15 protein-coding genes and 1 riboswitch are annotated in these 22833 nt (G+C 74.1%); of the genes, 13 read left to right on the top strand and 2 right to left on the bottom strand.

Annotated elements, in window-relative coordinates; genetic code table 11:
* Positions 1-35 precede the first annotated feature (35 nt).
* Positions 36-4409, bottom strand: a complete 4374-nt coding sequence (locus tag RKD23_RS29260) for an AAA family ATPase (protein WP_424856413.1) — start codon at positions 4407-4409, stop codon at positions 36-38.
* Between the two features lie 191 nt (positions 4410-4600).
* Positions 4601-4758, top strand: a riboswitch (cobalamin riboswitch).
* A 102-nt stretch (positions 4759-4860) separates the two neighbouring features.
* Between RKD23_RS29260 and RKD23_RS29255 the strand changes: the two genes are divergently transcribed.
* Genes RKD23_RS29255 through cobI form a run of 7 tightly spaced genes read left to right on the top strand, consistent with a single transcriptional unit; the run spans position 4861 to position 15722 of the window.
* Positions 4861-5826: a cobalamin biosynthesis protein gene (locus RKD23_RS29255; protein ID WP_424856412.1), complete on the top strand. Its 966-nt coding sequence runs from the start codon at positions 4861-4863 to the stop codon at positions 5824-5826.
* A 14-nt stretch (positions 5827-5840) separates the two neighbouring features.
* Complete coding sequence (locus RKD23_RS29250) at positions 5841-7349, top strand: cobyric acid synthase (RefSeq protein ID WP_424858360.1); 1509 nt, start codon at positions 5841-5843, stop codon at positions 7347-7349.
* The gene (cobN, locus tag RKD23_RS29245; RefSeq protein WP_424856411.1) at positions 7346-10996 is read left to right on the top strand and encodes a cobaltochelatase subunit CobN; all 3651 of its coding nucleotides are present in this window, start codon (positions 7346-7348) and stop codon (positions 10994-10996) included. Before RKD23_RS29250 ends, cobN begins: the two co-directional genes overlap by 4 nt.
* A complete protein-coding gene (locus RKD23_RS29240) occupies positions 10993-12987 on the top strand; it encodes a putative cobaltochelatase (protein WP_424856410.1) in 1995 nt (664 codons plus the stop codon). The genes cobN and RKD23_RS29240 overlap by 4 nt, the downstream gene beginning before the upstream one ends.
* Positions 12987-13586: a cob(I)yrinic acid a,c-diamide adenosyltransferase gene (cobO, locus tag RKD23_RS29235; protein ID WP_424856409.1), complete on the top strand. Its 600-nt coding sequence runs from the start codon at positions 12987-12989 to the stop codon at positions 13584-13586. Before RKD23_RS29240 ends, cobO begins: the two co-directional genes overlap by 1 nt.
* Positions 13587-13593: 7 nt before the next feature.
* Positions 13594-14994: a cobyrinate a,c-diamide synthase gene (locus RKD23_RS29230; protein ID WP_424856408.1), complete on the top strand. Its 1401-nt coding sequence runs from the start codon at positions 13594-13596 to the stop codon at positions 14992-14994.
* Positions 14991-15722 carry a precorrin-2 C(20)-methyltransferase gene (gene cobI / locus RKD23_RS29225; RefSeq protein ID WP_424856407.1) on the top strand — a complete coding sequence of 244 codons (732 nt, stop codon included), beginning with the start codon at positions 14991-14993 and terminating at the stop codon, positions 15720-15722. Before RKD23_RS29230 ends, cobI begins: the two co-directional genes overlap by 4 nt.
* 11 nt (positions 15723-15733) lie before the next feature.
* Here cobI and RKD23_RS29220 read toward each other — a convergent pair whose 3' ends face one another.
* Positions 15734-16465 carry a ZIP family metal transporter gene (locus RKD23_RS29220; protein ID WP_424856406.1) on the bottom strand — a complete coding sequence of 244 codons (732 nt, stop codon included), beginning with the start codon at positions 16463-16465 and terminating at the stop codon, positions 15734-15736.
* A gap of 83 nt (positions 16466-16548) precedes the next feature.
* Here RKD23_RS29220 and cobM point away from each other — a divergent pair, with 83 nt between their 5' ends.
* The 6 genes from cobM to cobC are packed head-to-tail and all read left to right on the top strand — an operon-like array spanning position 16549 to position 22821.
* A complete protein-coding gene (gene cobM, locus RKD23_RS29215) occupies positions 16549-17367 on the top strand; it encodes a precorrin-4 C(11)-methyltransferase (protein ID WP_404033872.1) in 819 nt (272 codons plus the stop codon).
* Entirely contained in the window at positions 17364-18584 is a 1221-nt protein-coding gene (gene cbiE, locus RKD23_RS29210) for a precorrin-6y C5,15-methyltransferase (decarboxylating) subunit CbiE (protein ID WP_424856405.1), read from the top strand. Before cobM ends, cbiE begins: the two co-directional genes overlap by 4 nt.
* Entirely contained in the window at positions 18581-20272 is a 1692-nt protein-coding gene (cobJ, locus tag RKD23_RS29205; RefSeq protein WP_424856404.1) for a precorrin-3B C(17)-methyltransferase, read from the top strand. The genes cbiE and cobJ overlap by 4 nt, the downstream gene beginning before the upstream one ends.
* Positions 20269-20859, top strand: a complete 591-nt coding sequence (locus RKD23_RS29200) for a precorrin-8X methylmutase (protein ID WP_424856403.1) — start codon at positions 20269-20271, stop codon at positions 20857-20859. Before cobJ ends, RKD23_RS29200 begins: the two co-directional genes overlap by 4 nt.
* Positions 20856-21773 carry a sirohydrochlorin chelatase gene (locus RKD23_RS29195; protein WP_424856402.1) on the top strand — a complete coding sequence of 306 codons (918 nt, stop codon included), beginning with the start codon at positions 20856-20858 and terminating at the stop codon, positions 21771-21773. Before RKD23_RS29200 ends, RKD23_RS29195 begins: the two co-directional genes overlap by 4 nt.
* The gene (gene cobC / locus RKD23_RS29190) at positions 21763-22821 is read left to right on the top strand and encodes an Rv2231c family pyridoxal phosphate-dependent protein CobC (RefSeq protein WP_424856401.1); all 1059 of its coding nucleotides are present in this window, start codon (positions 21763-21765) and stop codon (positions 22819-22821) included. Before RKD23_RS29195 ends, cobC begins: the two co-directional genes overlap by 11 nt.
* Positions 22822-22833 lie beyond the last annotated feature (12 nt).

The raw sequence follows: 22833 nt of genomic DNA, 5'->3' as shown, positions 1-22833 counted from the left end.
CCGGCGTCTGACGCCCGGCCCTTGCGAGGGGGCCGTCACGGACAAGGAGAGTCCGTGACGGCCCCCTCGTGCTTGAGAACGGCCTTCTCGGCCTTGGTGTAGGTGCCGGGCCAGTGGTGGCAGAGGGCTCGGCTCCAGGTGTCGGGGTCCAGGGGGACGCGGACCTCGTCGTTCTCCCGCCGTACGAGCACCTGGCCGGGGGTGAGGTGGATGTCCTGAGGCTGGGCGTCGAACGGGAGGGTGACGTAGGGCTCGCGGGTGTCCTTGGGGCGCCACAGTCCCATCGAGGCCTCGCCGCCCACGGTCAGCAGGGTGCCGTCGTCGGCGAGGGAGCTCGGGTCGAAGTCCTCGCCGCTCTCCATGACGGGCCCCACCCGTCCGCTGCCGGGCACGGTACGGCGGGCGATGGTCCTGCTGTCGAGAGGGGCGGCGAGGAGTGCGCCGTCCGGCGAGAAGGTCAGGAGCATGTGTGTCCCGTCCGTCGCCATCGTGATGTCGACGCCGGGCAGCTTCCTCCCGCTGTCGACGTTCCAGAGGGCGAGTCTGCCGGCGCCGTCCGCGATCGCCACCTCGTGCGGTCGTGAGGGGCGCACCGCGTATCCGAGGCAGGGGCCCTCGTGGTACCCGCAGGGGTCGCGGGTCACCGGCCACTTCTGCCGGGTCGCGGTGTCGTAGAGGAACAGCCGGTCCTGCGTCAGGACCGCGATCCTGCTCCCGTACAAGGGGGCGGCGAAGTCGATCCCACCGGTGAAGTGCTCGGTGTGTTCGAACCGGCCCTGGGGGGAGGTGCGCACCGACAGCATCTGGTCGCCGCTGTACCAGAGGACGGTCCGACGGCTGTCCGCCGTGAAGAACAGGTCCGGTTCGTTCATGTCGGACGTGTCCCACTCGTCCAGTCGGACGGGCCGCGCGGTCAGCTCCTCGCCGACCCGGGCCATGATCAGCCAGGCTGTGCTCGTCCCGATTTCGCTCGTCTTCTCGGTACGGGCTCGCACCGTGCCGTCGGAGCTGCGCGCGTACGTGTCGTCGGGGGACGACGTGTCCGTGGCCACGTCCGGCAGCGGTGCCCGGCTCGCGGGCGTGGTCCGCAGCACCAGCAGGTCCGATCCCACGGCACGTAGCGCCCGCGGCGCGCCGCCCGGTCGGCTGAGGACCGCGACGGGCCCCGCCCATTCCATCGGGTCCAGGCTGATCGACGCGAGCCGGCGCACACCGGTCGTCACGTCCGTCACCCGCAGCACGGCCAGGCCGCCCTCCCCGCTGGTCTCCACCGCGTACCGTCCGGTCGCGTCGAGTCCGTCCCAGCCGATGACCATGAAGGCCGGCCCGGCCCTGCCGGAGCCCGAGAGGGAGCGGAAGGCATGCCGTCCGAACGAGCGGTCGACGACGACGCCCGAGCCACGACCAGCGATGGACTCGGCTCGGGGAACCGTACGCAGCACCGCCCCGGTGGTCAGGTCGCGCACGGTCGCCGTGCCCTGGTCCGGCTCGCCGGGGTCGGCCAGCAGGACGGCCGCCGTGCCGTCACCGACGAGTGCGCCGTCCTCCGGAGCGTCGCCCTCGAGGTCCACGGGCACGGTCCGGCCGGTGTCGGTCCTCCAGACCTCACCCGCCCAGGCGACGTCCTTCGGGTCCTCGACGTCGCCTGAGACGTCGAGGGCCAGCCGCAGCAGACGGTCACCGCTGTCCGAGAAGTCCAGCGCGCCGGTGCCGACGGACGCGGTGGCCCCCAGGTCCGGCGGCGGGCCGGTCCACCTCCGTTCGTGCCGTCGCAGGTCGATCACCGTCACGGAGCCGTCGTCCGTTGCGACGGCCAGCAGGCCTCCGTCGTCGCTGAGAGCGACCATCGTGGGCACGCCGGGCAGTCCGGGCACCGGCCACGACCGCGCGGACTTTCGGAAGACGCCCGTCCACACCCGGACCTCCCGGCTGTTGGCCTTTCCCTCGGCCAGGGTGACGACGGTCGTGCCGTCGGGGGTCATGTCGAGATCGCCGATCAGCTCGCCGGTAGTCCCCGCGTGGCCACCGGTCACGGAGACCCCTCGGAAATAGGCGTCCAGCAGCGCCTGCCGGGCCTCTTTGCCCTTGTCGTTGCGCCACGCGGCCATGGCCAGGTGCATGGAGGCCAGCGGGCGTGTCGCTGCGAGGCGTTCCGCCTCCTCCGCCAGCGCCCGGGACGCGATCACCCGCCCCCGCGTCTCCAGCTCCGTGCCCCTCTGCCACGCCACCACCGCCAGCACTCCGGCCACCAGTGCCAGCACGACCAGCACCGCCGCCGCCGTACGCAACCGTCGCAGCCCCCGCTGCTGATGCCGCCGCCCCGCCTCGATGAAGTCGCGCTCCGCCTGGGTGATGTCGTCGCGGTGCTCCAGGGAGGCCAGTTGTTCCAGGGACGTGGCCAGCATGGTGCCCCGTAGCAGGGCGCCTGTCTCGCGGCCCGTTTCCTGCCAGTGGGCGAGGGACTGGAGGAGGCGTTCCTGCCAGGCGCGGAAGTCGCGGGAGGCCTCCAGCCAGGTGCGCAGGCGGGGCCAGGCGCGGACGAGTTCCTCGTGGGCGAGGTCGACGAGGGGGTCGCCGTCGGGGCCGTGGGTGATGCGGACGAAGCGGGTGCGGGTGGCCAGGGCCTCGGCCGTGGCGCGGAGTTCGGGGGGCAGGGGGGACAGGCGGACCGGTTTGCGGGTGAAGCCCGCCGCGTCGTCGGGGCGGGCCAGTTGGGTGAAGAGGCGGCGGACGGGGGCCTCGCCGTACTCGGTGATGACCTCGCCGACGCGTTGTTCGGCGTGGGCGGACAGGGCTCCGGCGACGCCGCCCAGGGCCTCGTAGCCGGTGTGGGTCAGGCGGATGCCCTTCTCGTGCGACCACAGTTCCGTCAGGGCGAACTCGACCATCGGCAGATGGCCCGGCTCGCCCTCGGCGTCGTCCACGATGCGTTCCGCGAGGCCGGGTTCGAGGGTGAGGCCGGGGACCCGGGCCGCCGGGCCCTCGACGGCGCGCAGGAGGGCCGCGCGGTCCAGGGGGGCGACGACCTGGGCGCAGTCGCTGAGGACGCGGGCCGTGGCGGGTTCGACGAGGTCGTCCAGCGACGCCGAGCGCAGCGTGGCGAGGACCCGCAGGCGTCTGCCCTCGGCCGGTGCCGCGGCCAGGGCGATCGTCAGGCCGAGCAGCGTCCGTGCGGTGGCCGGTTCGGCGGCGACGGTCTCCTCCAACTGGTTGAGGAAGAAGACATGTCCGGCCGGGCCGCAGCTCTCCAGCACCCGTCGGCCCAGCGCGGCCGCGGCGTCGGCGCCCTCGGCGTCCAGGACCTGCGCCAGCGCCAGGGCCGCCCGTTCCTGCTCCGGGACGCCGGAGTCCCGCGCGAGCAGCGGGGCCAGCGCCCGGGCCAGGGTGAGCGCGGCGCGGGTGCCGGGGAGGGGCCGGATCTCGGACACCGTATGGCCGTCGGCGCGCAGGCGGGGCAGGACGCCCGCGCGGACGAGGGAGGTCTTGCCGCTGCCGGAGGGGCCCACGACCGGGACGACCAGGTGGCGTTCCACCGCGTCGACCAGCCGGTCCGTCTCCTCCTCGCGGCCGAAGAAGTGCTCGGCGTCCTCCTCGCGGAAGGCGTCCAGGCCGCGGTAGGGGCAGCGGCGCAGGCCGGGTTGGAGGTCGAGGAGCGTGGCGGCGGGGATGAGGTAGGAGGTGACGGCCACGGGGCCGCGGTCCGCCGCGACCGTCATGCCTACGACGGCGCCGACCTCCTCGTCCCACACCGGGGCCCCGCTGCACCCCGGGGTGATGCGGTGCGCCGTCCCCTCGGCCTCCATCGAGATCCAGCCGTGCCCCACGGCTCCGCGCAGCCGCCCGCCGATCCACGCGCCGTGCTCGGCGGCCGCCGGGAAGGCGAGGATGCGGAAGCGGTGGTCCCAGACATCGCCGACCCCGGCGAGGGGGACGGGACTCCCGAAGGGCTCTGCGAAAGGCTCCCCGGAGGGCTCTGCGAAGGGCTCCCCGCAGGGCTCCCGTGAGGCCTCCCCAGAGAGCTCCCCGGAAACCTCCCCGGAGGGCCCATGTGAGGGCTCCCGTGAGAGCTCCCCAGAGAGCCCTGAGGGCTCCCCCGACCACCGCCCCTCCCCCGGCAGCAACCGCAGCAGCGCCACGTCCCCCGACCCGTCCGCCGTCACCGGGCGCCACGCCGACACGGACGCCCGGTGGACCGTGCCGCCCCGTTGCAGAGGGAACTCCACGGTCAGCGACGCCGTGGGCACCGTCTCGTCCCGGCCGTCGACGCGCAGCGCCTGCGCCACGACATGGGCACACGTGGCCACCAGGCCCGGCGCGAGCAGGAAGCCCGTGCCGACCGCCGTGCCGTCGGCGTCCCGCACCCGGGCCACCGCGGGGCCGAGTGCCTCGGGGAAGCGGTCACCGGTCACTGCGTACGCACCTTTCGTCTCGCCCGTCGGATGTATTGCAGTGGGTACTGACGGAGCGTCACAAGCGCTCGCGCGGATTGCCGCCCGGCAGAGCGCATTTCCGCCCGAGTCGGTCCCCACGGGCGGGCCGGCATGGTAGCGGTGTGGGCCTCGGCACACTCCAGCCTCGCAGGTCAACAGCGAGTTGACGGGTGTTCGCGGGCCGTGGTGGACTGCCGGAGCCATCTACGGCGGCAGGAGAGGAAGCCGGTGCGAATCCGGCGCGGTCCCGCCACTGTCACCGGGGTAGGCCCAGACACAGGGCCTAGCATCCCCGGGAGCCAGGAACTCTCACCGCCGGTCTCGTCGAACCAGGGCGCGGACACCCTGAGTGAGGACATATCGCCATGCGCGGCTGCCCAACACGGTTCACCACCCCTGCCCTGCCCGCCTGCCCGGCCGGCTGAGCCCGATGCGTGCCGATCGCGTGTTCGCGTACGGCGCCGCCGCCGGCCTTCTCGGTGACCTCCTGCTCGGCGATCCGCGCCGCGGGCATCCGGTCGCCGCGTTCGGTCGCGCCGCGGGTGCCGTGGAACAGCGGCTGTGGCGCGACCACCGCGGCCTGGGCGCCCTGCACACCGCCGTGTGCGTGGGCGGCACGGTCGCCCTGGGCGCCGCGGCCGCCCGTGCCGTACGCCGCTCCCCCGCCGCCTCCGTCGCGCTGACCGGCGCCGCCACCTGGGCCGTCGTCGGCGGGACGTCGCTCGCGCGCGAGGCCCGTGCCATCGGACAGTCGCTCCAGGAGGGCGACATCGAGGGCGCGCGGGCCCGGCTGCCGCACCTGTGCGGGCGGGACCCGCAGGCGCTGGACGCCGACGGGATCGCCCGTGCCGTCGTGGAGTCGGTCGCCGAGAACACCTCCGACGCGGTCGTCGGCGCGCTGGTGTGGGGCGCGCTCGGCGGGGTGCCGGGGCTGCTCGGCTTCCGGGCGGTCAACACCCTGGACGCGATGGTGGGCCACAAGTCGCCCCGCTACCGCCGCTTCGGGTGGGCCTCCGCCCGCCTGGACGACCTCGCCGGCTGGCCGGGCGCGCGGCTGACCGCCGTACTCGCCGCGGCCGCGGGACCCGATCCGCGCGGTGCCGTACGCGCCTGGCGGGCCGACGCCGGCCGGCACCCGAGCCCCAACGCCGGGCCCGTGGAGGCCTCCTTCGCGGGCGCCCTCGGTGTGCGGCTCGGCGGCACGCTGTCCTACGGCGGCCGGGTCGAGCACCGGCCCGTGCTGAACGGGGCGACGGGACGCGCCGTCGCCGTCACCGACATCGGCCGGGCGGTACGGCTCTCCCGCCGGGTCGGCTGGCTCGCGCTCGGCGTGGGAGTCGCCGGGCGCCTGGTCGTGAAGGGGCGGAACAGCATGAGCGGGGGCGGAAGAACATGAGCTGGGGCAAGAGCATGGGCGGGGGTCTCCTCGTCGCAGGCACCACGTCCGACGCGGGCAAGAGCGTCGTCACGGCCGGGATCTGCCGATGGCTGGTGCGGCAGGGGGTCAAGGTCGCGCCCTTCAAGGCGCAGAACATGTCCCTCAATTCCTTCGTCACGCGCGAAGGCGCCGAGATAGGCCGGGCGCAGGCCATGCAGGCCCAGGCCTGTCGCGTGGAGCCCACCGCGCTGATGAACCCCGTGCTGCTCAAGCCCGGTGGCGAGCAGAGCAGCCAGGTCGTGCTGCTGGGCAAGCCGGTCGGCGAGCTGAGCGCGCGCGGCTATCACGGCGGACGGCAGCAGCAGTTGCTCGGCACCGTGCTGGAGTGTCTCACCGAGTTGCGGGGCACGTATGACGCGGTGATCTGCGAGGGGGCGGGCAGTCCGGCCGAGATCAATTTGCGCCGGACGGACATCGTGAACATGGGGATCGCCCGCAATGCCGGGCTCCCCGTGCTTGTCGTCGGCGACATCGACCGCGGGGGCGTCTTCGCGTCCTTCTTCGGGACCGTGGCTCTGCTCTCCCCCGAGGACCAGAAGCTCGTCGCCGGGTTCCTCGTCAACAAGTTCCGGGGCGATGTCTCCCTGCTGGAGCCGGGCCTGGACATGCTGCTCGGGCTCACCGGGCGCCCCACCTACGGGGTCCTTCCCTTCCAGCACGGCCTCGGCATCGACGAGGAGGACGGGCTGCGGGTGTCCCTGCGGGGGACGGTCCGGGAGTCGAACGTGGCCCCGCCGCACGGCGAGGACGTCCTGCGCGTCGCGGTGTGCGCGATCCCGCTGATGTCCAACTTCACGGACGTGGACGCGCTCGCCGCCGAACCGGGCGTCGTGGTGCGGTTCGTGGACCGGCCGGAGGAGCTGGCCGACGCGGACCTGGTCGTCGTCCCCGGTACCCGCGGGACCGTACGGGCGCTGGAGTGGCTGCGTGAGCGGGGCCTTGCGGACGCGCTCGTGCGCAGGGCCGCCGAACAGCGGCCGATCCTCGGCATCTGCGGCGGTTTCCAGGTCCTCGGCGAGCACATCGAGGACGAGGTCGAGAGCCGTCGCGGTCACGTGGACGGCCTCGGGGTCCTCCCCGTCAGGGTGCGGTTCGCCCGCGAGAAGACCCTCACCCGGCCGGCCGGCGAGGCACTCGGCGAGCCCGTCGAGGGCTACGAGATCCACCACGGGGTCGCCCGGATCGAGGGCGGCGAGCCCTTCCTGGACGGCTGCCGCGTCGGCCAGACCTGGGGCACCCACTGGCACGGCTCGCTGGAGTCGGACGGCTTCCGGCGCGCCTTCCTGCGCGAGGTGGCCGCCGCCGCGGGCCGCCGCTTCGTGCCGGCGCCCGACACCTCCTTCGCCGCGCTGCGCGAGGAGCAGCTCGACCGGCTCGGCGACCTGATCGAACAGCACGCGGACACCGACGCGCTGTGGCGGCTCATCGAGTCCGGCGCGCCGCAAGGACTGCCTTTCATTCCACCGGGAGCACCCGCATGAGCACAGTGTTGTTGTTGTCGACCGCCGACACGGATCTGCTGGCGGCCCGTGCCTCGGGAGCGCCGTACCGGATCGGCAACCCGACCCGGGTGGACGTCGCCACCGAGCTGCCCGCACTCGTCCAGGGCGCGGACATCGCCGTCGTACGGCTTCTCGGCGGCAAGCGCGCCTGGGAGGACGGGCTCGCCACGCTGAAGGAGGCGGGCATCCCGACCGTGCTGCTGGGCGGTGAGGCCGTGCCGGACGCCGAGCTGATGGCCGAGTCCAGCGTGCCCGCGGGTGTCGTGGCGGAGGCGCTGAAGTACCTGGTCGAGGGCGGCCCCGAGAACCTGGTCGAGCTCTCCCGCTTCCTGTCCGACACGGTGCTGCTGACCGGCGAGGGCTTCGCCGCGCCGCAGAAGATGCCGGAGTACGGCGTCCACGGCGAGCGTGCTCTCGTCGAGGGCCGCCCGACCGTCGGCGTGCTCTTCTACCGGGCCCATGAGCTCAGCGGCAACACGGCGTTCGTGGACACCCTGTGCGACGCGATCGAGGCCCGTGGCGCCAACGCCCTGCCGGTGTACTGCGGTTCGCTGCGCGGCGCGGACGCCGGGCTGTACGAGCTGCTGGCGAGGACCGACGCCCTGGTGGCCACCGTCCTGGCCGCGGGCGGCACGCACGCCTCGCAGGCGTCGGCGGGCGGCGACGAGGAGGCATGGGACATCGGGGCCCTCGCCGACCTCAACGTCCCTGTGCTGCAAGGGCTTTGCCTGACCTCGTCGAAAAAGGCCTGGGACGAGTCCGACGCGGCGCTGTCCCCGATGGACGCGGCGATGCAGGTGGCGATCCCGGAGTTCGACGGGCGCCTCATCACCGTGCCGTTCTCCTTCAAGGAGCAGGGCCCGGACGACGTCCCGGTGTACCGGGCCGACCCCGAGCGGGCCGCGCGCGTGGCCGGGATCGCCGTACGGCACGCGCAGTTGAAGCACAAGCCGAACGTGGAGAAGAAGCTCGCGCTCGTCTTCACCGCGTACCCGACCAAGCACTCGCGTGTCGGCAACGCGGTGGGGCTGGACACGCCCGCGTCGGCGGTGCGGGTGCTGGACGCACTCAAGGGAGCCGGTTACGTCGTCGAGGGGCACCCCGACAACGGTGACGAGCTGATCCACCGGCTCATCAACGCCGGTGGCCACGACGTGGAATGGCTGACCGAGGAGCAGCTCGCCGCCGCGCCCGCACGCGTGCCGCTGGCGGACTACCGGGCGTGGTTCGAGAAGCTGGACCCGGACCTCAAGGAAGCCATGCTGGAGGCGTGGGGCGAGCCGCCGGGCAGCCTGTACGTCGACGGGGACGACATCGTCCTCGCCTCCCTCCAGTTCGGGAACGTCGTCGTGATGATCCAGCCGCCGCGCGGCTTCGGGGAGAACCCGATCGCGATCTACCACGACCCGGACATGCCGCCGTCGCACCACTACATGGCGGCCTACCGCTGGCTGGAGAACAGCTTCGGCGCCGACGCGATCGTGCATATGGGCAAGCACGGCACGATGGAGTGGCTGCCGGGCAAGGGCCTCGGCCTCAGCGGGGGCTGCGCGCCGGACGCCGTGCTGGGTGACCTCCCGCTGATCTACCCGTTCATCGTCAACGACCCCGGCGAGGGCACCCAGGCCAAGCGGCGCGGCCACGCCACGGTCGTCGACCATCTGGTCCCGCCGATGGCGCGCGCCGACACCTATGGCGACCTCGCCAAGCTGGAGCAGCTCCTCGACGAGTACGCGCTGGTCAGCGACCTGGACCCGACGAAGGCACCGGCCGTGCGGGCGCAGATCTGGACCCTCGTCAAGGCCGCCGAGCTGCACCACGACCTGCATGTGGACGAGCAGCCGGACGAGGACGAGTTCGACGAGTTCGTCATGCACATCGACGGCTATCTGTGCGAGATCAAGGACGTGCAGATCCGCGACGGCCTGCACATCCTGGGCGGCGGCCCGGTCGGCGAGCCCCGGGTGAACCTGGTGCTGGCCGTGCTGCGTGCCTCGCAGGTGTGGGGCGGACAGGCGAACGCGCTGCCGGGCCTGCGGGCCGCGCTGGCCGCCCATTTCGGGCTGGTCGAGAAGGAGCTGCTGGCCGAGCCGGGCGCCGCGGTGAAGGTGCCGGTGGAGCTGACGGACCTGGTTCAGGGGCCGGCCCGTACCGCCGCCGACGCGATCGACCTGCTGGAGCAGCTGTGCCGGCGGTTCGCCGAGGGCATGGAGGCCCGGGACTGGGCGGCGACCTCGGTGCCGGCGCTGGTGCGTGAGGTCGTCGGGGTCGAACTGCCTGAGGCCGTCGCGGTGCTGGAGTTCGCCTGCGACGAGGTCGTGCCGCGGCTCGCCCGTACGACGGACGAGATCGGGCACATCCTCAGGGCTCTCGACGGCGGTTACGTCCCGGCCGGGCCCTCCGGCTCCCCGACGCGCGGCCTGGTCAACGTGCTGCCGACGGGCCGGAACTTCTACTCCGTCGACCCCAAGGCGATTCCCTCGCGGCTGAGCTGGGAGGTCGGCCAGTCGCTGGCGGACTCGCTGGTCCAGCGGTACCTCCAGGACACCGGCGCGTACCCGAAGTCGGTGGGCCTGACGGTCTGGGGCACCTCCGCGATGCGCACCCAGGGCGACGACATCGCCGAGATCCTGGCGCTGCTGGGCTGCCGTCCGGTGTGGGACGAGGCCTCGCGGCGGGTGACCGGCTTCGAGGTGATCCCGCTCGCCGAGCTGGGCCGGCCGCGCATCGACGTCACCGTCCGTATCTCCGGCTTCTTCCGGGACGCGTTCCCGCATGTCGTCGGGCTGATCGACGACGCGGTGCGCAAGGTGGCCGAGCTGGACGAGCCGGCCGAGCAGAACTACGTCAAGGCCCACGCCGACGAGGACACCGCCGAGCACGGCGACCGGCGCCGCGCGACGGCCCGCGTCTTCGGCTCCAAGCCGGGCGCGTACGGCGCCGGCCTGCTGCCCCTGATCGACGCCCGCAACTGGCGCTCCGACGCCGACCTCGCCGAGGTGTACGCCGTCTGGGGCGGCTACGCCTACGGGCGCGGGCTCGACGGGCGGGCGGCGCGCGGGGACATGGAGACGGCGTTCAAGCGGATCGCGGTCGCCGCGAAGAACGTCGACACGCGCGAGCACGACCTGGTCGACGCGGACGACTACTTCCAGTACCACGGCGGCATGGTCGCGATGGTCCGCCACCTCACGGGCGCCAACCCCGAGGCGTACGTGGGCGATTCGGCGACGCCGGACCAGGTGAAGACCCGCACGCTGGGCGAGGAGACGCACCGCGTGTTCCGGGCCCGTGTGGTCAACCCGCGCTGGATGGCGGCCATGCGGCGCCACGGCTACAAGGGCGCCTTCGAGATGGCGGCGACCGTGGACTACCTGTTCGGCTACGACGCCACGGCGGGCGTGGTCGACGACTGGATGTACGAGAAGCTCAGCGCCGAGTACGTCTTCGACCCGGAGAACCGGGACTTCATGAAGCAGTCCAACCCGTGGGCGCTGCGCGGCATCACCGAGCGGCTCCTGGAGGCGGCCGAGCGCGGTCTGTGGGCCGAGCCGGACGCGGAGACGCTGGAGCGGCTGCGGGCCACCTACCTGGAGCTCGAAGGCGACCTGGAGGGCGACCAGTGACGACTCCCTTTCCTTTCACGGCCGTTGTCGGCCAGGACGATCTGCGGCTCGCGCTGCTGCTGAACGCCGTGTCCCCGGCGGTCGGCGGTGTGCTGGTGCGCGGCGAGAAGGGCACCGCCAAGTCGACGGCCGTCCGGGCCCTTTCGGCGCTGCTGCCGCAGGTGCCGGTCGTCCCCGGCTGCCGGTTCTCGTGCGACCCCGCGTCCCCCGACCCCGCCTGCCCGGACGGCCCGCACGAGCCGGGCCCCGGCACCGAGCGGCCCGCCCGCATGGTCGAGCTGCCCGTCGGGGCCTCCGAGGACCGGCTGGTCGGCGCGCTGGACATCGAGCGGGCGCTCGCGGAGGGCGTGAAGGCCTTCGAGCCGGGTCTGCTGGCCGACGCGCACCGCGGGATCCTCTACGTCGACGAGGTCAACCTGCTGCACGACCACCTGGTCGACCTGCTGCTGGACGCGGCCGCGATGGGCGCCTCGTACGTCGAGCGCGAGGGCGTCTCCGTGCGGCACGCCGCGCGGTTCCTGCTGGTCGGCACCATGAACCCCGAGGAGGGCGAGCTGCGGCCGCAGCTCCTCGACCGGTTCGGCCTGACGGTCGAGGTGGCCGCCTCACGGGAGCCCGACCAGCGGGTGGAGGTCGTACGGCGTCGGCTGGCGTACGACGACGACCCGGCCGGGTTCGCCGCGCGCTGGGCCGACGAGGAGGCCGCCGTACGGCAGCGGATCGTCGCGGCGCGGGAGTTGCTGCCGCAGGTGCGGCTGGGCGACGGGGCGCTGCGGCAGATCGCGGCGACCTGTGCGGCCTTCGAGGTGGACGGCATGCGGGCCGACATCGTGATGGCGCGTACCGCGACCGCGCTGGCGGCGTGGGCGGGGCGGACCGATGTGCTCGCCGAGGACGTCCGGCAGGCCGCGCTGCTGGCGCTGCCGCACCGCAGGCGGCGTAATCCCTTCGACGCGCCCGGCCTGGACGAGGACAAGCTGGACCAGACGCTGGAGGAGTTCTCCGGGGACTCCCCGGACGACGACCCCGACCCCGACGGCCCGGGTGGCGGTGGTGGCGGGCAGCCGTCCCCGGACGCCGGGCCCGAGGGCGGGGACACCGCCGCGCGGCCGGAGGCCGGTGAGGGCGGGGAGCCCCAGCCGTCCGGCGCCGGTGAGCAGTCCGCCGTACGGGCCGCCGAGCCGTTCAGGACGAAGGTGCTGAGCGTGCCCGGGATCGGTGAGGGTGCCGCCGGGCGGCGTTCGCGGGCGCGGACCGCGCACGGGCGGACGACCGGGGCGCGGCGGCCGCAGGGCGCGCTGACCAAGCTGCATCTGGCGGCGACCGTGCAGGCGGCCGCCCCGCACCAGCGGGCGCGCGGGCGCTCCGGGCGGGGGCTGCTGGTGCGCCGGGACGATCTGCGGCAGGCGGTCCGGGAGGGGCGTGAGGGCAACCTCGTGCTGTTCGTGGTCGACGCCTCCGGGTCGATGGCCGCCCGGCAGCGGATGAGCGCCGTCAAGGGTGCCGTGCTGTCGCTGCTGCTCGACGCCTACCAGCGGCGGGACAAGGTGGGTCTGGTGACCTTCCGGGGCTCGGCGGCCGAGGTGGCGCTGCCGCCGACCTCTTCGGTGGACGCGGCCGCCGTCCGCCTCGAGTCGCTGCCGACCGGTGGGCGTACGCCGCTGGCGGCCGGGCTGCTCAAGGCGCACGAGGTGCTGCGGGTGGAGCGGCTGCGGGACGCGGCGCGGCGGCCCCTGGTGGTCGTGGTGACGGACGGGCGGGCGACCGGAGGGCCCGAGCCGCTGCTGCTGGCCTCGAAGGCTGCCGGGCTGTTGGCGGCCGACGGGGTCGCCTCCGTGGTCGTGGACTGCGAGTCGGGGCCCGTGCGGCTCGGGCTCGCCGGGAAGCTCGCGGGCGAGCTGGGCGGGACCGCCGTGACGCTGGACGAGCTGCGGGCGGACAGCATCGCCGGACTGGTGAAGAACGTGACGTCGTCGAGGAGGGCCGCGTAATGCCGCAGGGACAGCCGAGTGTGGTGCCGGACGATGGACTGACCACGCGTCAGCGGCGCAACCGGCCGCTGGTCGTGGTGCACACGGGCATCGGCAAGGGCAAGTCGACGGCCGCGTTCGGGCTCGCGCTGCGGGCCTGGAACCAGGGCTGGCCGATCGGGGTGTTCCAGTTCGTCAAGTCGGCGAAGTGGAAGGTCGGCGAGGAGAACGCGCTGCGCGTGCTCGGCGCCTCCGGCGAGGGCGGCACCGTCGACTGGCACAAGATGGGCGAGGGCTGGTCCTGGGTCCAGCGCGACGCGCAGATGGACAACGAGGAGAAGGCCCGGGAGGGCTGGGAGCAGGTCAAGCGTGACCTGGCCGCCGAGACGTACCGGCTGTACGTGCTCGACGAGTTCGCGTACCCGATGCACTGGGGGTGGGTCGACACCGGCGAGGTCGTCGACGTGCTCCGCAACCGGCCCGGGACCCAGCATGTGGTGATCACCGGCCGCAACGCCCCGGAGAAGCTGGTGGAGTTCGCCGACCTGGTCACCGACATGTCCAAGGTCAAGCACCCGATGGACGCCGGCCAGAAGGGCCAGAGAGGCATCGAGTGGTGACCCGGTGATGTCCTCCTCCTCGTCCGTTCCCCGGCTGGTCGTCGCCGCGCCGTCGTCCGGCAGCGGCAAGACCACCGTCGCCACGGGGCTGATGGCCGCGCTCGCCGCGCGGGGGCTCGCCGTGTCCCCGCACAAGGTGGGGCCGGACTACATCGACCCCGGGTATCACGCGCTCGCCACCGGGCGCGTGGGGCGCAACCTCGACGCGTACCTGTGCGGGGCCGAGCTGGTCGCTCCGCTGTTCCTGCACGGGGCGCGCGGGTGCGACATCGCGGTCGTCGAGGGTGTGATGGGGCTGTACGACGGGGCGGCGGGGGAAGGGGAGCTGGCCTCGACCGCCCATGTCGCCAAGCTGCTGCGGGCGCCGGTGGTGCTCGTCGTGGACGCGTCGTCGCAGTCGCGGTCGGTGGCGGCGCTGGTGCACGGGTTCGCCTCCTGGGACCCGGAGGTGCGGGTCGCGGGCGTGATCCTGAACAAGGTCGCCTCCGACAGGCACGAGCAGTTGCTGCGGGACGCCCTGGACTTCTCCGGGGTGCCGGTGCTGGGCGTTCTGCGGCGGGCTCCGCAGGTGGACACGCCGTCCAGGCATCTGGGGCTGGTGCCGGTCGCCGAGCGGCGGGCTGCCGCCGTGGAGGCCGTCGCCGCGATGGCCGCGCAGGTCGCTGACTCGTGCGACTTGGACGGGCTGGTCACGCTGGCGCGTTCCGCCGGTGCGCTCTCGGGTGCGGCTTTCGACGTGGCCGATGCCGTCGCCTCGCCCACCCCCCACCCGACTCACCACGTCGAGAAGCGGGACTCACAAGCGGCGCCCGTCGTCGCCGTCGCCGGTGGGCCCGCCTTCACCTTCTCCTACGCCGAGCACACCGAACTCCTCACCGCCGCCGGAGCCGAGGTCGTCACCTTCGACCCGCTGCGCGACGAGCGACTCCCCGACGGCACGCGGGGGTTGGTGATCGGCGGCGGGTTCCCGGAGGTGTACGCCGCCGAGCTGTCGGCCAACGAGCCGCTGCGGAAGGCCGTCGCGGCGCTCGCGCACGCCGGTGCCCCGGTCGCCGCCGAGTGCGCCGGGCTGCTGTATCTGTGCCGGGAGCTGGACGGGCAGCCGATGTGCGGGGTGCTGGACGCCGGGGCGCGGATGTCGGAGCGGCTCACGCTCGGGTACCGGGACGCCGTGGCCGTGTCGGACAGTGTGCTGGCCGCCGCAGGGACCCGGGTGCGGGGCCACGAGTTCCATCGCACGGTCGTCGAGCCGGGCGCCGGGGCGGCTCCCGCGTGGGGGGTGCGCGCCCCTCAGAAGCGCGTCGAAGGTTTCGTACAACAAGGTGTGCACGCGAGTTATCTGCACACGCACTGGGCGGCCGAGCCCGGTGTGGCCCGTCGGTTCGTGGAGAGGTGCCGGACGTCATGAGCAGCAGGCTGATCGGAGTCGGGGTGGGCCCGGGCGACCCGGAGCTGGTGACCGTCAAGGGGGTCAACGCGCTGCGGGACGCCGATGTCGTGGTCGTGCCCGTGATGGACACCGGTGAGCGGGGGCGGGCCGAGGCGACGGTGCTGCACTACGTCTCCGAGGAGAAGGTCGTCCGGGTCGTGTTCGCGCTGAACGAGCGGACCGACCGGGGGCGCCGGGAGGCAGCCTGGGACGCGGCGGGCGACAAGGTCGCAGAACTGCTGCGCGCGCACGGCACCGTCGCGTTCGCCACGATCGGCGACCCCAATGTGTACTCGACGTTCACCTATCTCGCGCAGACCATCGGCGACCTCGTGCCCGGCGTCGCCGTGGAGACCGTGCCCGGCATCACCGCCATGCAGGACCTCGCCTCGCGCTCAGGCGCCGTACTGACCGAGGGCACCGAGCCGTTGACGCTGGTGCCGGTCACCGCGGGGGCGGCCGTGCTGAAGGAGGCGCTGGCCGGGCCCGGGACCGTCGTGGCGTACAAGTTCGGGCGGCTGGCCGGGGAGGTCGCCGAGGCGCTGCGGGAGAGCGGGCGGATCGAGGACGCCGTGTGGGGTGCCTCGCTCGGGCTGCCCGAGGAGACGATCCGCCCGGCCGCGGGCCTCGGTGAGGAGCCCCTGCCCTATCTGTCGACGCTGATCGCGCCCGCGCGGCGGGACGGCGGACGGGGCGGGAAGCTGTGACGTCCCCCGTGCTACTCGGCCAGGCCCACCACCAGCCAGATGAACCCCGCGCCCGCGACCGTGCACAGCAGCGTCGAGCGGGCCGGGTGCGTGTGGTGGGCCTCGGGCAGGATCTCGGCGGCAGCGAGGTAGAGCAGCGCGCCGCCGAAGAAGCCGAGATAGCCGCCCAGCAGAGGCTCGGGGATGCTGACGAACGCGGCGGCGGCCGCGCCCACGACCGGAGCCGTCGCGTCGGCGACCAGCATGGCGATCGCCCGGCGGCGGGCGTTGCCGTACAGGGTCGTCAGGGTGAAGGTGTTGAAGCCGTCCGCGAAGTCGTGCGCGATCACGGCGACCGCGACGGCCGCGCCCATGCCGCCGCCCACCTGGAAGGCCGCGCCGATCGCGACGCCGTCCATGGCGCTGTGCAGCACCATCGCGGCGGCGGCCGTCAGGCCCACCTCGGGCGCGCGGTGCCCGTGCTCCTGCGCGGCCCCGTGAGCCGCGCGGCGGGTCGCCAGCAGACGTTCCACCGTATGGGCGAACAGGAAGCCGGCCACGAACAGCAGCAGGGCCGCCGGTACGGCGAACACCTCGTCGCCCGCGGCCTCGAGCGCCTCGGGCAGCAGGTCGAGGCCGACGACGCCCAGCATCAGGCCCCCGGCCAGGCCCAGCACCAGGTGACGGCGGTCGGTGACACGGCCCGCCGTCCAGCCGCCGGCCAGCGTCATCAGGAACGCGCCGAGCGCGACAAGGACCGCCATGGCCCCTTGGTAGCGGATCGACCGGCGTCCGCGCACATCCAGCAGCAGCAACCGCAGTAACACGTAGGAGAGGACCGATTCCCATGGCCGATGCCCCCACCGGCAAGGTGACCTTCGTCGGTGCCGGCCCCGGCGCCGCCGATCTGCTGACGTTCCGGGCCGCGCGCGCGATCGCCGAGGCCGACGTCGTGATCTGGGCGGCGAGCCTGGTCCAGGCGGAGGTCCTCGAGCACGCGCGCGAGGGCGCGGAGATCCTGGACTCCGCCCAGATGTCCCTGGAGGACGTGGTCGCCGTGTACCGGCGCGCCCGTACGGAGGGCCTGCGCGTCGCCCGTATCCACTCCGGCGATCCGGCCCTGTGGGGCGGCACGCAGGAGCAGGTGGACCGGTGCGCCGAGATCGGCATCGAGACCGAGATCGTGCCGGGCGTGTCGTCCTTCTCGGCGGTGGCCGCGCTGGCGCAGCGCGAGCTGACCATTCCCGAGGTGGCGCAGTCGGTGGTGCTGACCCGGCTGGGCGGCGGCAAGACGCCGATGCCGCCGGGCGAGGAGGTGCGCGAGTTCGCCAAGCACGGCACCACCATGGCGATCTTCCTGTCGGCGGCCCGCAGCGGCCAGCTCGTGCGGGAGCTGCTGGAGGGCGGCTACCCGACGGCCACGCCGGTCGTGATCGCGTACCAGGCGACCTGGCCCGAAGAGCTGGTGGTCAAGTGCACGATCGGCACGCTGGAGGAGACGGTCAAGGAGCACAAGCTCTGGAAGCACACGCTGTTCCTGGTGGGCCCGGCGCTCGACGCGCACGGCACGCGCTCGCACCTGTACCACCCGGGCCACTTCCACGGCTACCGCAAGGCCGACCCCGAGGCCCGCAGGGCCCTGCGCGAGCGGGGTGCCTCCACGTGATCACGGTCGTCGGGCAGCCCGTCCCCGCGGGCGTCCTGGCCGGTGCGGAACTCGTCGTGGGCGGCCGGCGGCATCTGGACGCCGTCAGGCTGCCGGAGACGGCCGAGCGGATCGTGCTGGGCCCGCTGGCGCCGGCCCTCGACACCGTCGCGGCGTACGTCGAGAAGGAACGGTCCGTCGTCGTGCTGGCCTCGGGCGACCCGGGGTTCTTCGGGATCGTGCGGGCGCTGGCCGAGCGGTTCGGGCCCGAGCTGCTGGACGTACGCCCCGGCGTGTCCTCGGTGGCGACCGCGTTCGCGCGGGCCGGGCTGCCGTGGGAGGACGCCGTGGTGGTCAGCGCGCACGGGCGTGATCCGCGTACGGCGGTCAACATGTGCCGGGCGTACCCGAAGGTCGCGGTGCTCACCGGGCCCGGTGCCGGACCGGCCGAGCTGGGTGCCGCGCTGCGGGCGTACGACCGTGTCCTGGTCATCGCGACCGCGCTGGGCTCCGCCGAGGAGCGGCTGGAGCGGGTCACGCCCGCCGAGGCCGCCGCCCGCGACTGGGGCACCGCGGTCAGTGTCGTGCTGTGCCTGGACGAGAGGCGTGCGCTGGGTCCCGTACGCGCGCATGCGGGGCTGCCGTTGCCGGCCGCCGGGTGGGCGCTGGCGGAGGACGCGTTCGCGCACCGCGACTCGATGATCACCAAGTTCGAGGTGCGGGCGCTGGCGCTCGCCCGGCTCGGGCCGCGCCCGGGTGACCTGGTGTGGGATGTCGGCGCGGGCTCCGGTTCGGTGGCCGTGGAGTGCGCGCGCCTGGGCGCGGCGGTGACGGCCGTGGAGAAGACCGCGGACGGTGTGGAGCGGGTCCGCGCCAACGCGGCCGCGCACGGTGTCGATGTGCAGGTGGTGCACGGGGAGGCGCCGACCGTCCTGGACGGTCTCGACGACCCGGACGCCGTGTTCGTGGGCGGCGGCGGACGTGAGCTGCCCGCCGTGGTCACCGCGTGCGCGCGGCGGGCGCGGCGGACCGTGGTGGTCGCCATGGCCGCGATCGACCGGGTGCCGGCGGCCCGTGCGGCGCTCGTCGACGCCGGGTTCACCTGCGACGGCGTGCTGCTGCAGTCGTCGCGGCTGGCCCCCCTGCCGGGTGAGGTGACCCGGCTGGCGGCGGCCAATCCCGTTTTCCTGCTGTGGGGCGTGCGGCCCCCGGCCCTCAGTGAAGGAGTACGTCAGTGATCGGCCTCATTTCCGCCACCGCGGCGGGGGCGGCGGCGCGCGACCGGCTGGCCGCGGCGTGGCCGGAGCGGACGCGGGTGTACGACGGTCCCGTCGCCGACGCCGTACGGCGGGCGTTCGCCGAGTGCGAGCAGTTGGTGTGCTTCCTGGCCGCGGGCGCGGTCGTCCGGCTCGTGGCGCCCCTGCTGGGCGACAAGGCGAGCGACCCGGGTGTGGTGTGCGTCGACGAGGGCGGGCGGTACGCCGTGGCCCTGCTCGGCGGGCACGGCGGCGGCGCCAACGAACTGGCCCGCGAGGTCGGCGAGTCGCTGGCGGCCGAGCCGGTGGTGACGACGGCGACGGACGCGGTCGGCATCCCCGGTCTGGACACCCTCGGCCTGCCCTACGAGGGCGATGTCGCCGCGGTGACCCGGGCGCTGCTGGACGGTGAGCCGGTCGCGCTGGAGAGGGAGGTGGCGTGGCCGCTGCCCCCGCTGCCGCTGGGGGCCGAGGGCGCCCACCGGGTGCGGGTGACCGACCGTGCCGGCGAACCGGCCGCCGGGGAGGTGTGGCTGCGTCCGCCGACGCTGGTCGTCGGGGTCGGCGCGTCCAAGGGCGCGCCGGTCGAGGAGGTCCTCGGGCTGATCTCGCGGACGCTTCAGGACGCGGGACTGTCCCCTCGCAGCATCGCCGAACTCGCCACCGTGGACGCCAAGTCGGAGGAGCCCGGCATCGTCGGGGCCGCCGCGCGGCTCGGGGTGCCGGTGGTGACGTACCCGGCCGAGGAGCTGGCGGACGTGACGGTGCCCAACCCGTCCGACGCGCCGCTCGCGGCCGTGGGCACGCCGTCGGTGGCGGAGGCGGCGGCGCTCGTCGGCGGGGGCGAACTCCTGGTGCCGAAGCGGAAGTCGGAGCGCGCGGACGGCCTGCCCGCGATGGCGACCTGTGCCGTCGTACGACGTCCCGGGCGCGGGCGGCTCGCGGTGGTCGGACTCGGCCCCGGCGCGCGGGACCTGCTCACCCCGCGGGCGAAGGCGGAGCTGCGGCGGGCGTCGGTGCTGGTCGGCCTCGACCAGTACGTCGACCAGATCCGCGATCTGCTGCGGCCGGGCACCCTGATCCTGGAGTCCGGCCTCGGTGCCGAGGAGGAGCGGGCGCGCACGGCGGTCGCCGAGGCCCGCAAGGGGCAGGCGGTCGCGCTGATCGGCAGCGGTGACGCGGGCGTGTACGCCATGGCGTCGCCGGCGCTCGCGGAGGCGTCCGACGACATCGACGTGGTCGGCGTGCCGGGAGTGACGGCCGCACTGGCGGCCGGGGCGATCCTGGGCGCGCCGCTGGGCCACGACCATGTGTCGATCAGCCTGTCCGACCTGCACACGCCGTGGGAGGTCATCGAGCGGCGGGTGCGGGCGGCGGCCGAGGCGGACATCGTCGTCACCTTCTACAACCCCCGTTCTCGGGGCCGTGACTGGCAGCTGCCGAAGGCGCTCGGCATCCTCGCCGAGCACCGTGCGCCCGAGACGCCGGTCGGTGTCGTGCGCCAGGCCTCGCGGCCGGACGAGTCGAGTCGGGTGACCTCGCTCGGCGAACTCGACCCGGCGTGGGTCGACATGATGACCGTCGTGACGGTCGGCAACACCGCGACCCGGAACATCGCGGGGCGCATGGTGACGCCGCGCGGCTACCGCTGGCAGGAGGCCTCCCGGTGAATCGTGTGATCCACCCCATCGAGGAGGAGTCCTACCGCCGGCTGCGCGCCCGGCTGGACACCTCGCACTTCCCGCCGCTGACCCGGGCGGTGGTGGAGCGGGTCATCCACTCCGCCGCCGACCTGGAGTACGCGGACGACCTCGTCATGGACGAGGGCGAGCTGGAGAAGGCGCATGTCGCGCTGCACGCCGGGGCGCCCGTCGTCGTGGACGTGGAGATGGTCGGCGCGGGCATCACCCGCCGGGAGACCGTCTGCCGGCTCAAGGACGGCGTGGCCGGGCCGGGCCTGACCCGCTCGGCGCACGGCATCCGGCTCGCCTACGAGCAGGTCGGCCCCGGCGCCCTCTGGGTGATCGGCAACGCGCCGACCGCGCTGGAGGAACTGCTGACCCTGGACGCCGCTCCGGCGCTCGTCATCGGACTGCCCGTCGGCTTCGTCGGCGCGGTCGAGTCCAAGGCCGCGTTGCGGATGAGCGGGCTGCCCGCCGTGAGCAACGTGTCCGAGAAGGGCGGCTCGGCGGTGGCGTCCGCCGCGCTCAACGCCCTGCTGTACCACCCCGTTTCGCAGTCGAAGGAGACCCTGTGACCACCCCGCCGCCCGCCCTGCTCATCGCCGGACACGGCACCCGGGACGACGCCGGAGCGGAGGCCTTCCGCGACTTCGTACGGGAGCTCGGCCGCCGCCACCCCGAACTGCCCGTCGCGGGCGGCTTCATCGAGCTGTCCCCGCCGCCGCTGGGCGAGGCGGTGACCGAGCTGGTCGAGCAGGGCGTACGGCGGTTCGCGGCCGTGCCGCTGATGCTGGTGTCCGCCGGGCACGCCAAGGGCGACATCCCGGCGGCGCTGGCCCGCGAGAAGGAGCGGCACCCCGGGATCTCGTACACCTACGGCCGTCCGCTCGGCCCGCACCCGGCGCTGCTGAGCGTGCTGGAGCGGCGGCTGGACGCGGTGCTCGGCGACTGGGACCGGGGCGAGGTGACCGTGCTGCTGGTGGGGCGCGGCTCGACCGACCCGGACGCCAACGCCGAGGTGCACAAGGCGGCGCGGCTGCTGTGGGAGGGGCGCGGATACGCGGGCGTGGAGACGGCGTTCGTGTCGCTCGCGGCGCCGGACGTGCCGGGCGGACTGGAGAGGTGCCTCAAGCTGGGCGCACGACGGATCGTGGTGCTCCCCTACTTCCTGTTCACGGGCATCCTGCCCGACCGGGTGCGGGAGCAGACGGCGGCGTGGGCCGACGGGCACCCGGAGGCCGAGGTGCGGTCGGCGGACGTCATCGGTCCCGAGCCGGAGCTCCTGGACCTGGTGATGGAGCGGTACCGGGAGGCGGTCAAGGGTGATCTGCGGATGAACTGCGACTCGTGCGTGTACCGGATCGCGCTGCCCGGCTTCGAGGACAAGGTGGGGCTGCCGCAGCAGCCGCACTTCCACCCGGACGACGACGGTCACCACCACCATGGCCATGGGCATCACCATCACGGTGGGCACGCGCATGCGCACTGAGGAGGGTGCCGGGCACGATCTGCGGCACCACGGGGACGCGGAGGTCCGCGACGACGGTTCGGGTCTGGTGGACCTGGCCGTGAACGTCCGCGCGGACACGCCGCCCGTCTGGCTGCGGGAGGTGATCGCCGGGTCGCTGGCCGGTCTGGCGGCCTACCCGGACGGGCGGGCGGCCCGGGCGGCGGTGGCCGCGCGGCACGGGGTCGGGCCCGAGCGGGTGCTGCTGACGGCCGGTGCGGCGGAGGCGTTCGTGCTGCTGGCGCGGGCGCTGAAGGTGCGTCAACCCGTGGTGGTGCACCCGCAGTTCACCGAGCCGGAGGCCGCGCTGCGGGACGCCGGGCACAGTGTGGACCGGGTGCTGCTGCGGGAGGCCGACGGGTTCCGGTTGGATCCCGCCCTGGTGCCGGAGAGCGCGGACCTGGTGGTGGTCGGCAACCCGACGAACCCGACCTCGGTGCTGCACCCCGCCGAGACGCTGGTACGGCTGTCCCGGCCGGGGCGGACGCTGGTGGTCGACGAGGCGTTCATGGACGCCGTGCCGGGTGAGCGGGAGGCGCTGGCCGGGCGGACCGACGTGCCGGGGCTGGTGGTGCTGCGCAGCCTGACCAAGACCTGGGGTCTGGCCGGGCTGCGCATCGGGTACGTGCTGGCCGCGCCGGAGGTGATCGCCGAGCTGGAGCGGGCGCAGCCGTTGTGGCCGGTGTCCTCCCCCGCGCTCGTCGCCGCCGAGGCGTGTGTCGGCCCGCAGGCCCTCGCGGAGGCGGCCCATGCGGCGCATCGCGTCGCGGCGGACCGGGCCCATCTGCTGGCGGGGCTGGAGTCCTTCGCCGCGGCGGGGGTGCGCGTGGCCGGGCCGCCGGAGGGTCCCTTCGTGCTCATCCGGGTCCCCGGCGCGACGCGTGTGCGTGCCCGTCTGCGCGAGCTGGGCTATGCGGTCCGACGCGGGGACACCTTCCCCGGCCTCGACCCGGACTGGCTGCGCATCGCCGTCCGGGACAGGGCGACGGTGTCCGACTTCCTGGAAGCGCTCCGGGCCGCCCTGAGCTGAGCCCCAGGGGGC

The organism is Streptomyces sp. SAI-170 (assembly GCF_049739565.1).
In the GTDB taxonomy this organism is placed as follows: domain Bacteria; phylum Actinomycetota; class Actinomycetes; order Streptomycetales; family Streptomycetaceae; genus Streptomyces.
Note: the sequence above shows the minus strand (reverse complement) of the source record. Positions and strands in the feature narration are given on the sequence as shown.

Coding starts and splice junctions, on each gene's coding strand:
- RKD23_RS29255 (WP_424856412.1), top strand. CDS start 4,861: ATGCGTGCCGATCGCGTGTTCGCGTACGGCGCCGCCGCCGGCCTTCTC.
- RKD23_RS29250 (WP_424858360.1), top strand. CDS start 5,841: ATGGGCGGGGGTCTCCTCGTCGCAGGCACCACGTCCGACGCGGGCAAG.
- cobN (WP_424856411.1), top strand. CDS start 7,346: ATGAGCACAGTGTTGTTGTTGTCGACCGCCGACACGGATCTGCTGGCG.
- cobO (WP_424856409.1), top strand. CDS start 12,987: ATGCCGCAGGGACAGCCGAGTGTGGTGCCGGACGATGGACTGACCACG.
- RKD23_RS29230 (WP_424856408.1), top strand. CDS start 13,594: ATGTCCTCCTCCTCGTCCGTTCCCCGGCTGGTCGTCGCCGCGCCGTCG.
- cobI (WP_424856407.1), top strand. CDS start 14,991: ATGAGCAGCAGGCTGATCGGAGTCGGGGTGGGCCCGGGCGACCCGGAG.
- RKD23_RS29220 (WP_424856406.1), bottom strand. CDS start 16,465: ATGGCGGTCCTTGTCGCGCTCGGCGCGTTCCTGATGACGCTGGCCGGC.
- cobM (WP_404033872.1), top strand. CDS start 16,549: ATGGCCGATGCCCCCACCGGCAAGGTGACCTTCGTCGGTGCCGGCCCC.
- cobC (WP_424856401.1), top strand. CDS start 21,763: ATGCGCACTGAGGAGGGTGCCGGGCACGATCTGCGGCACCACGGGGAC.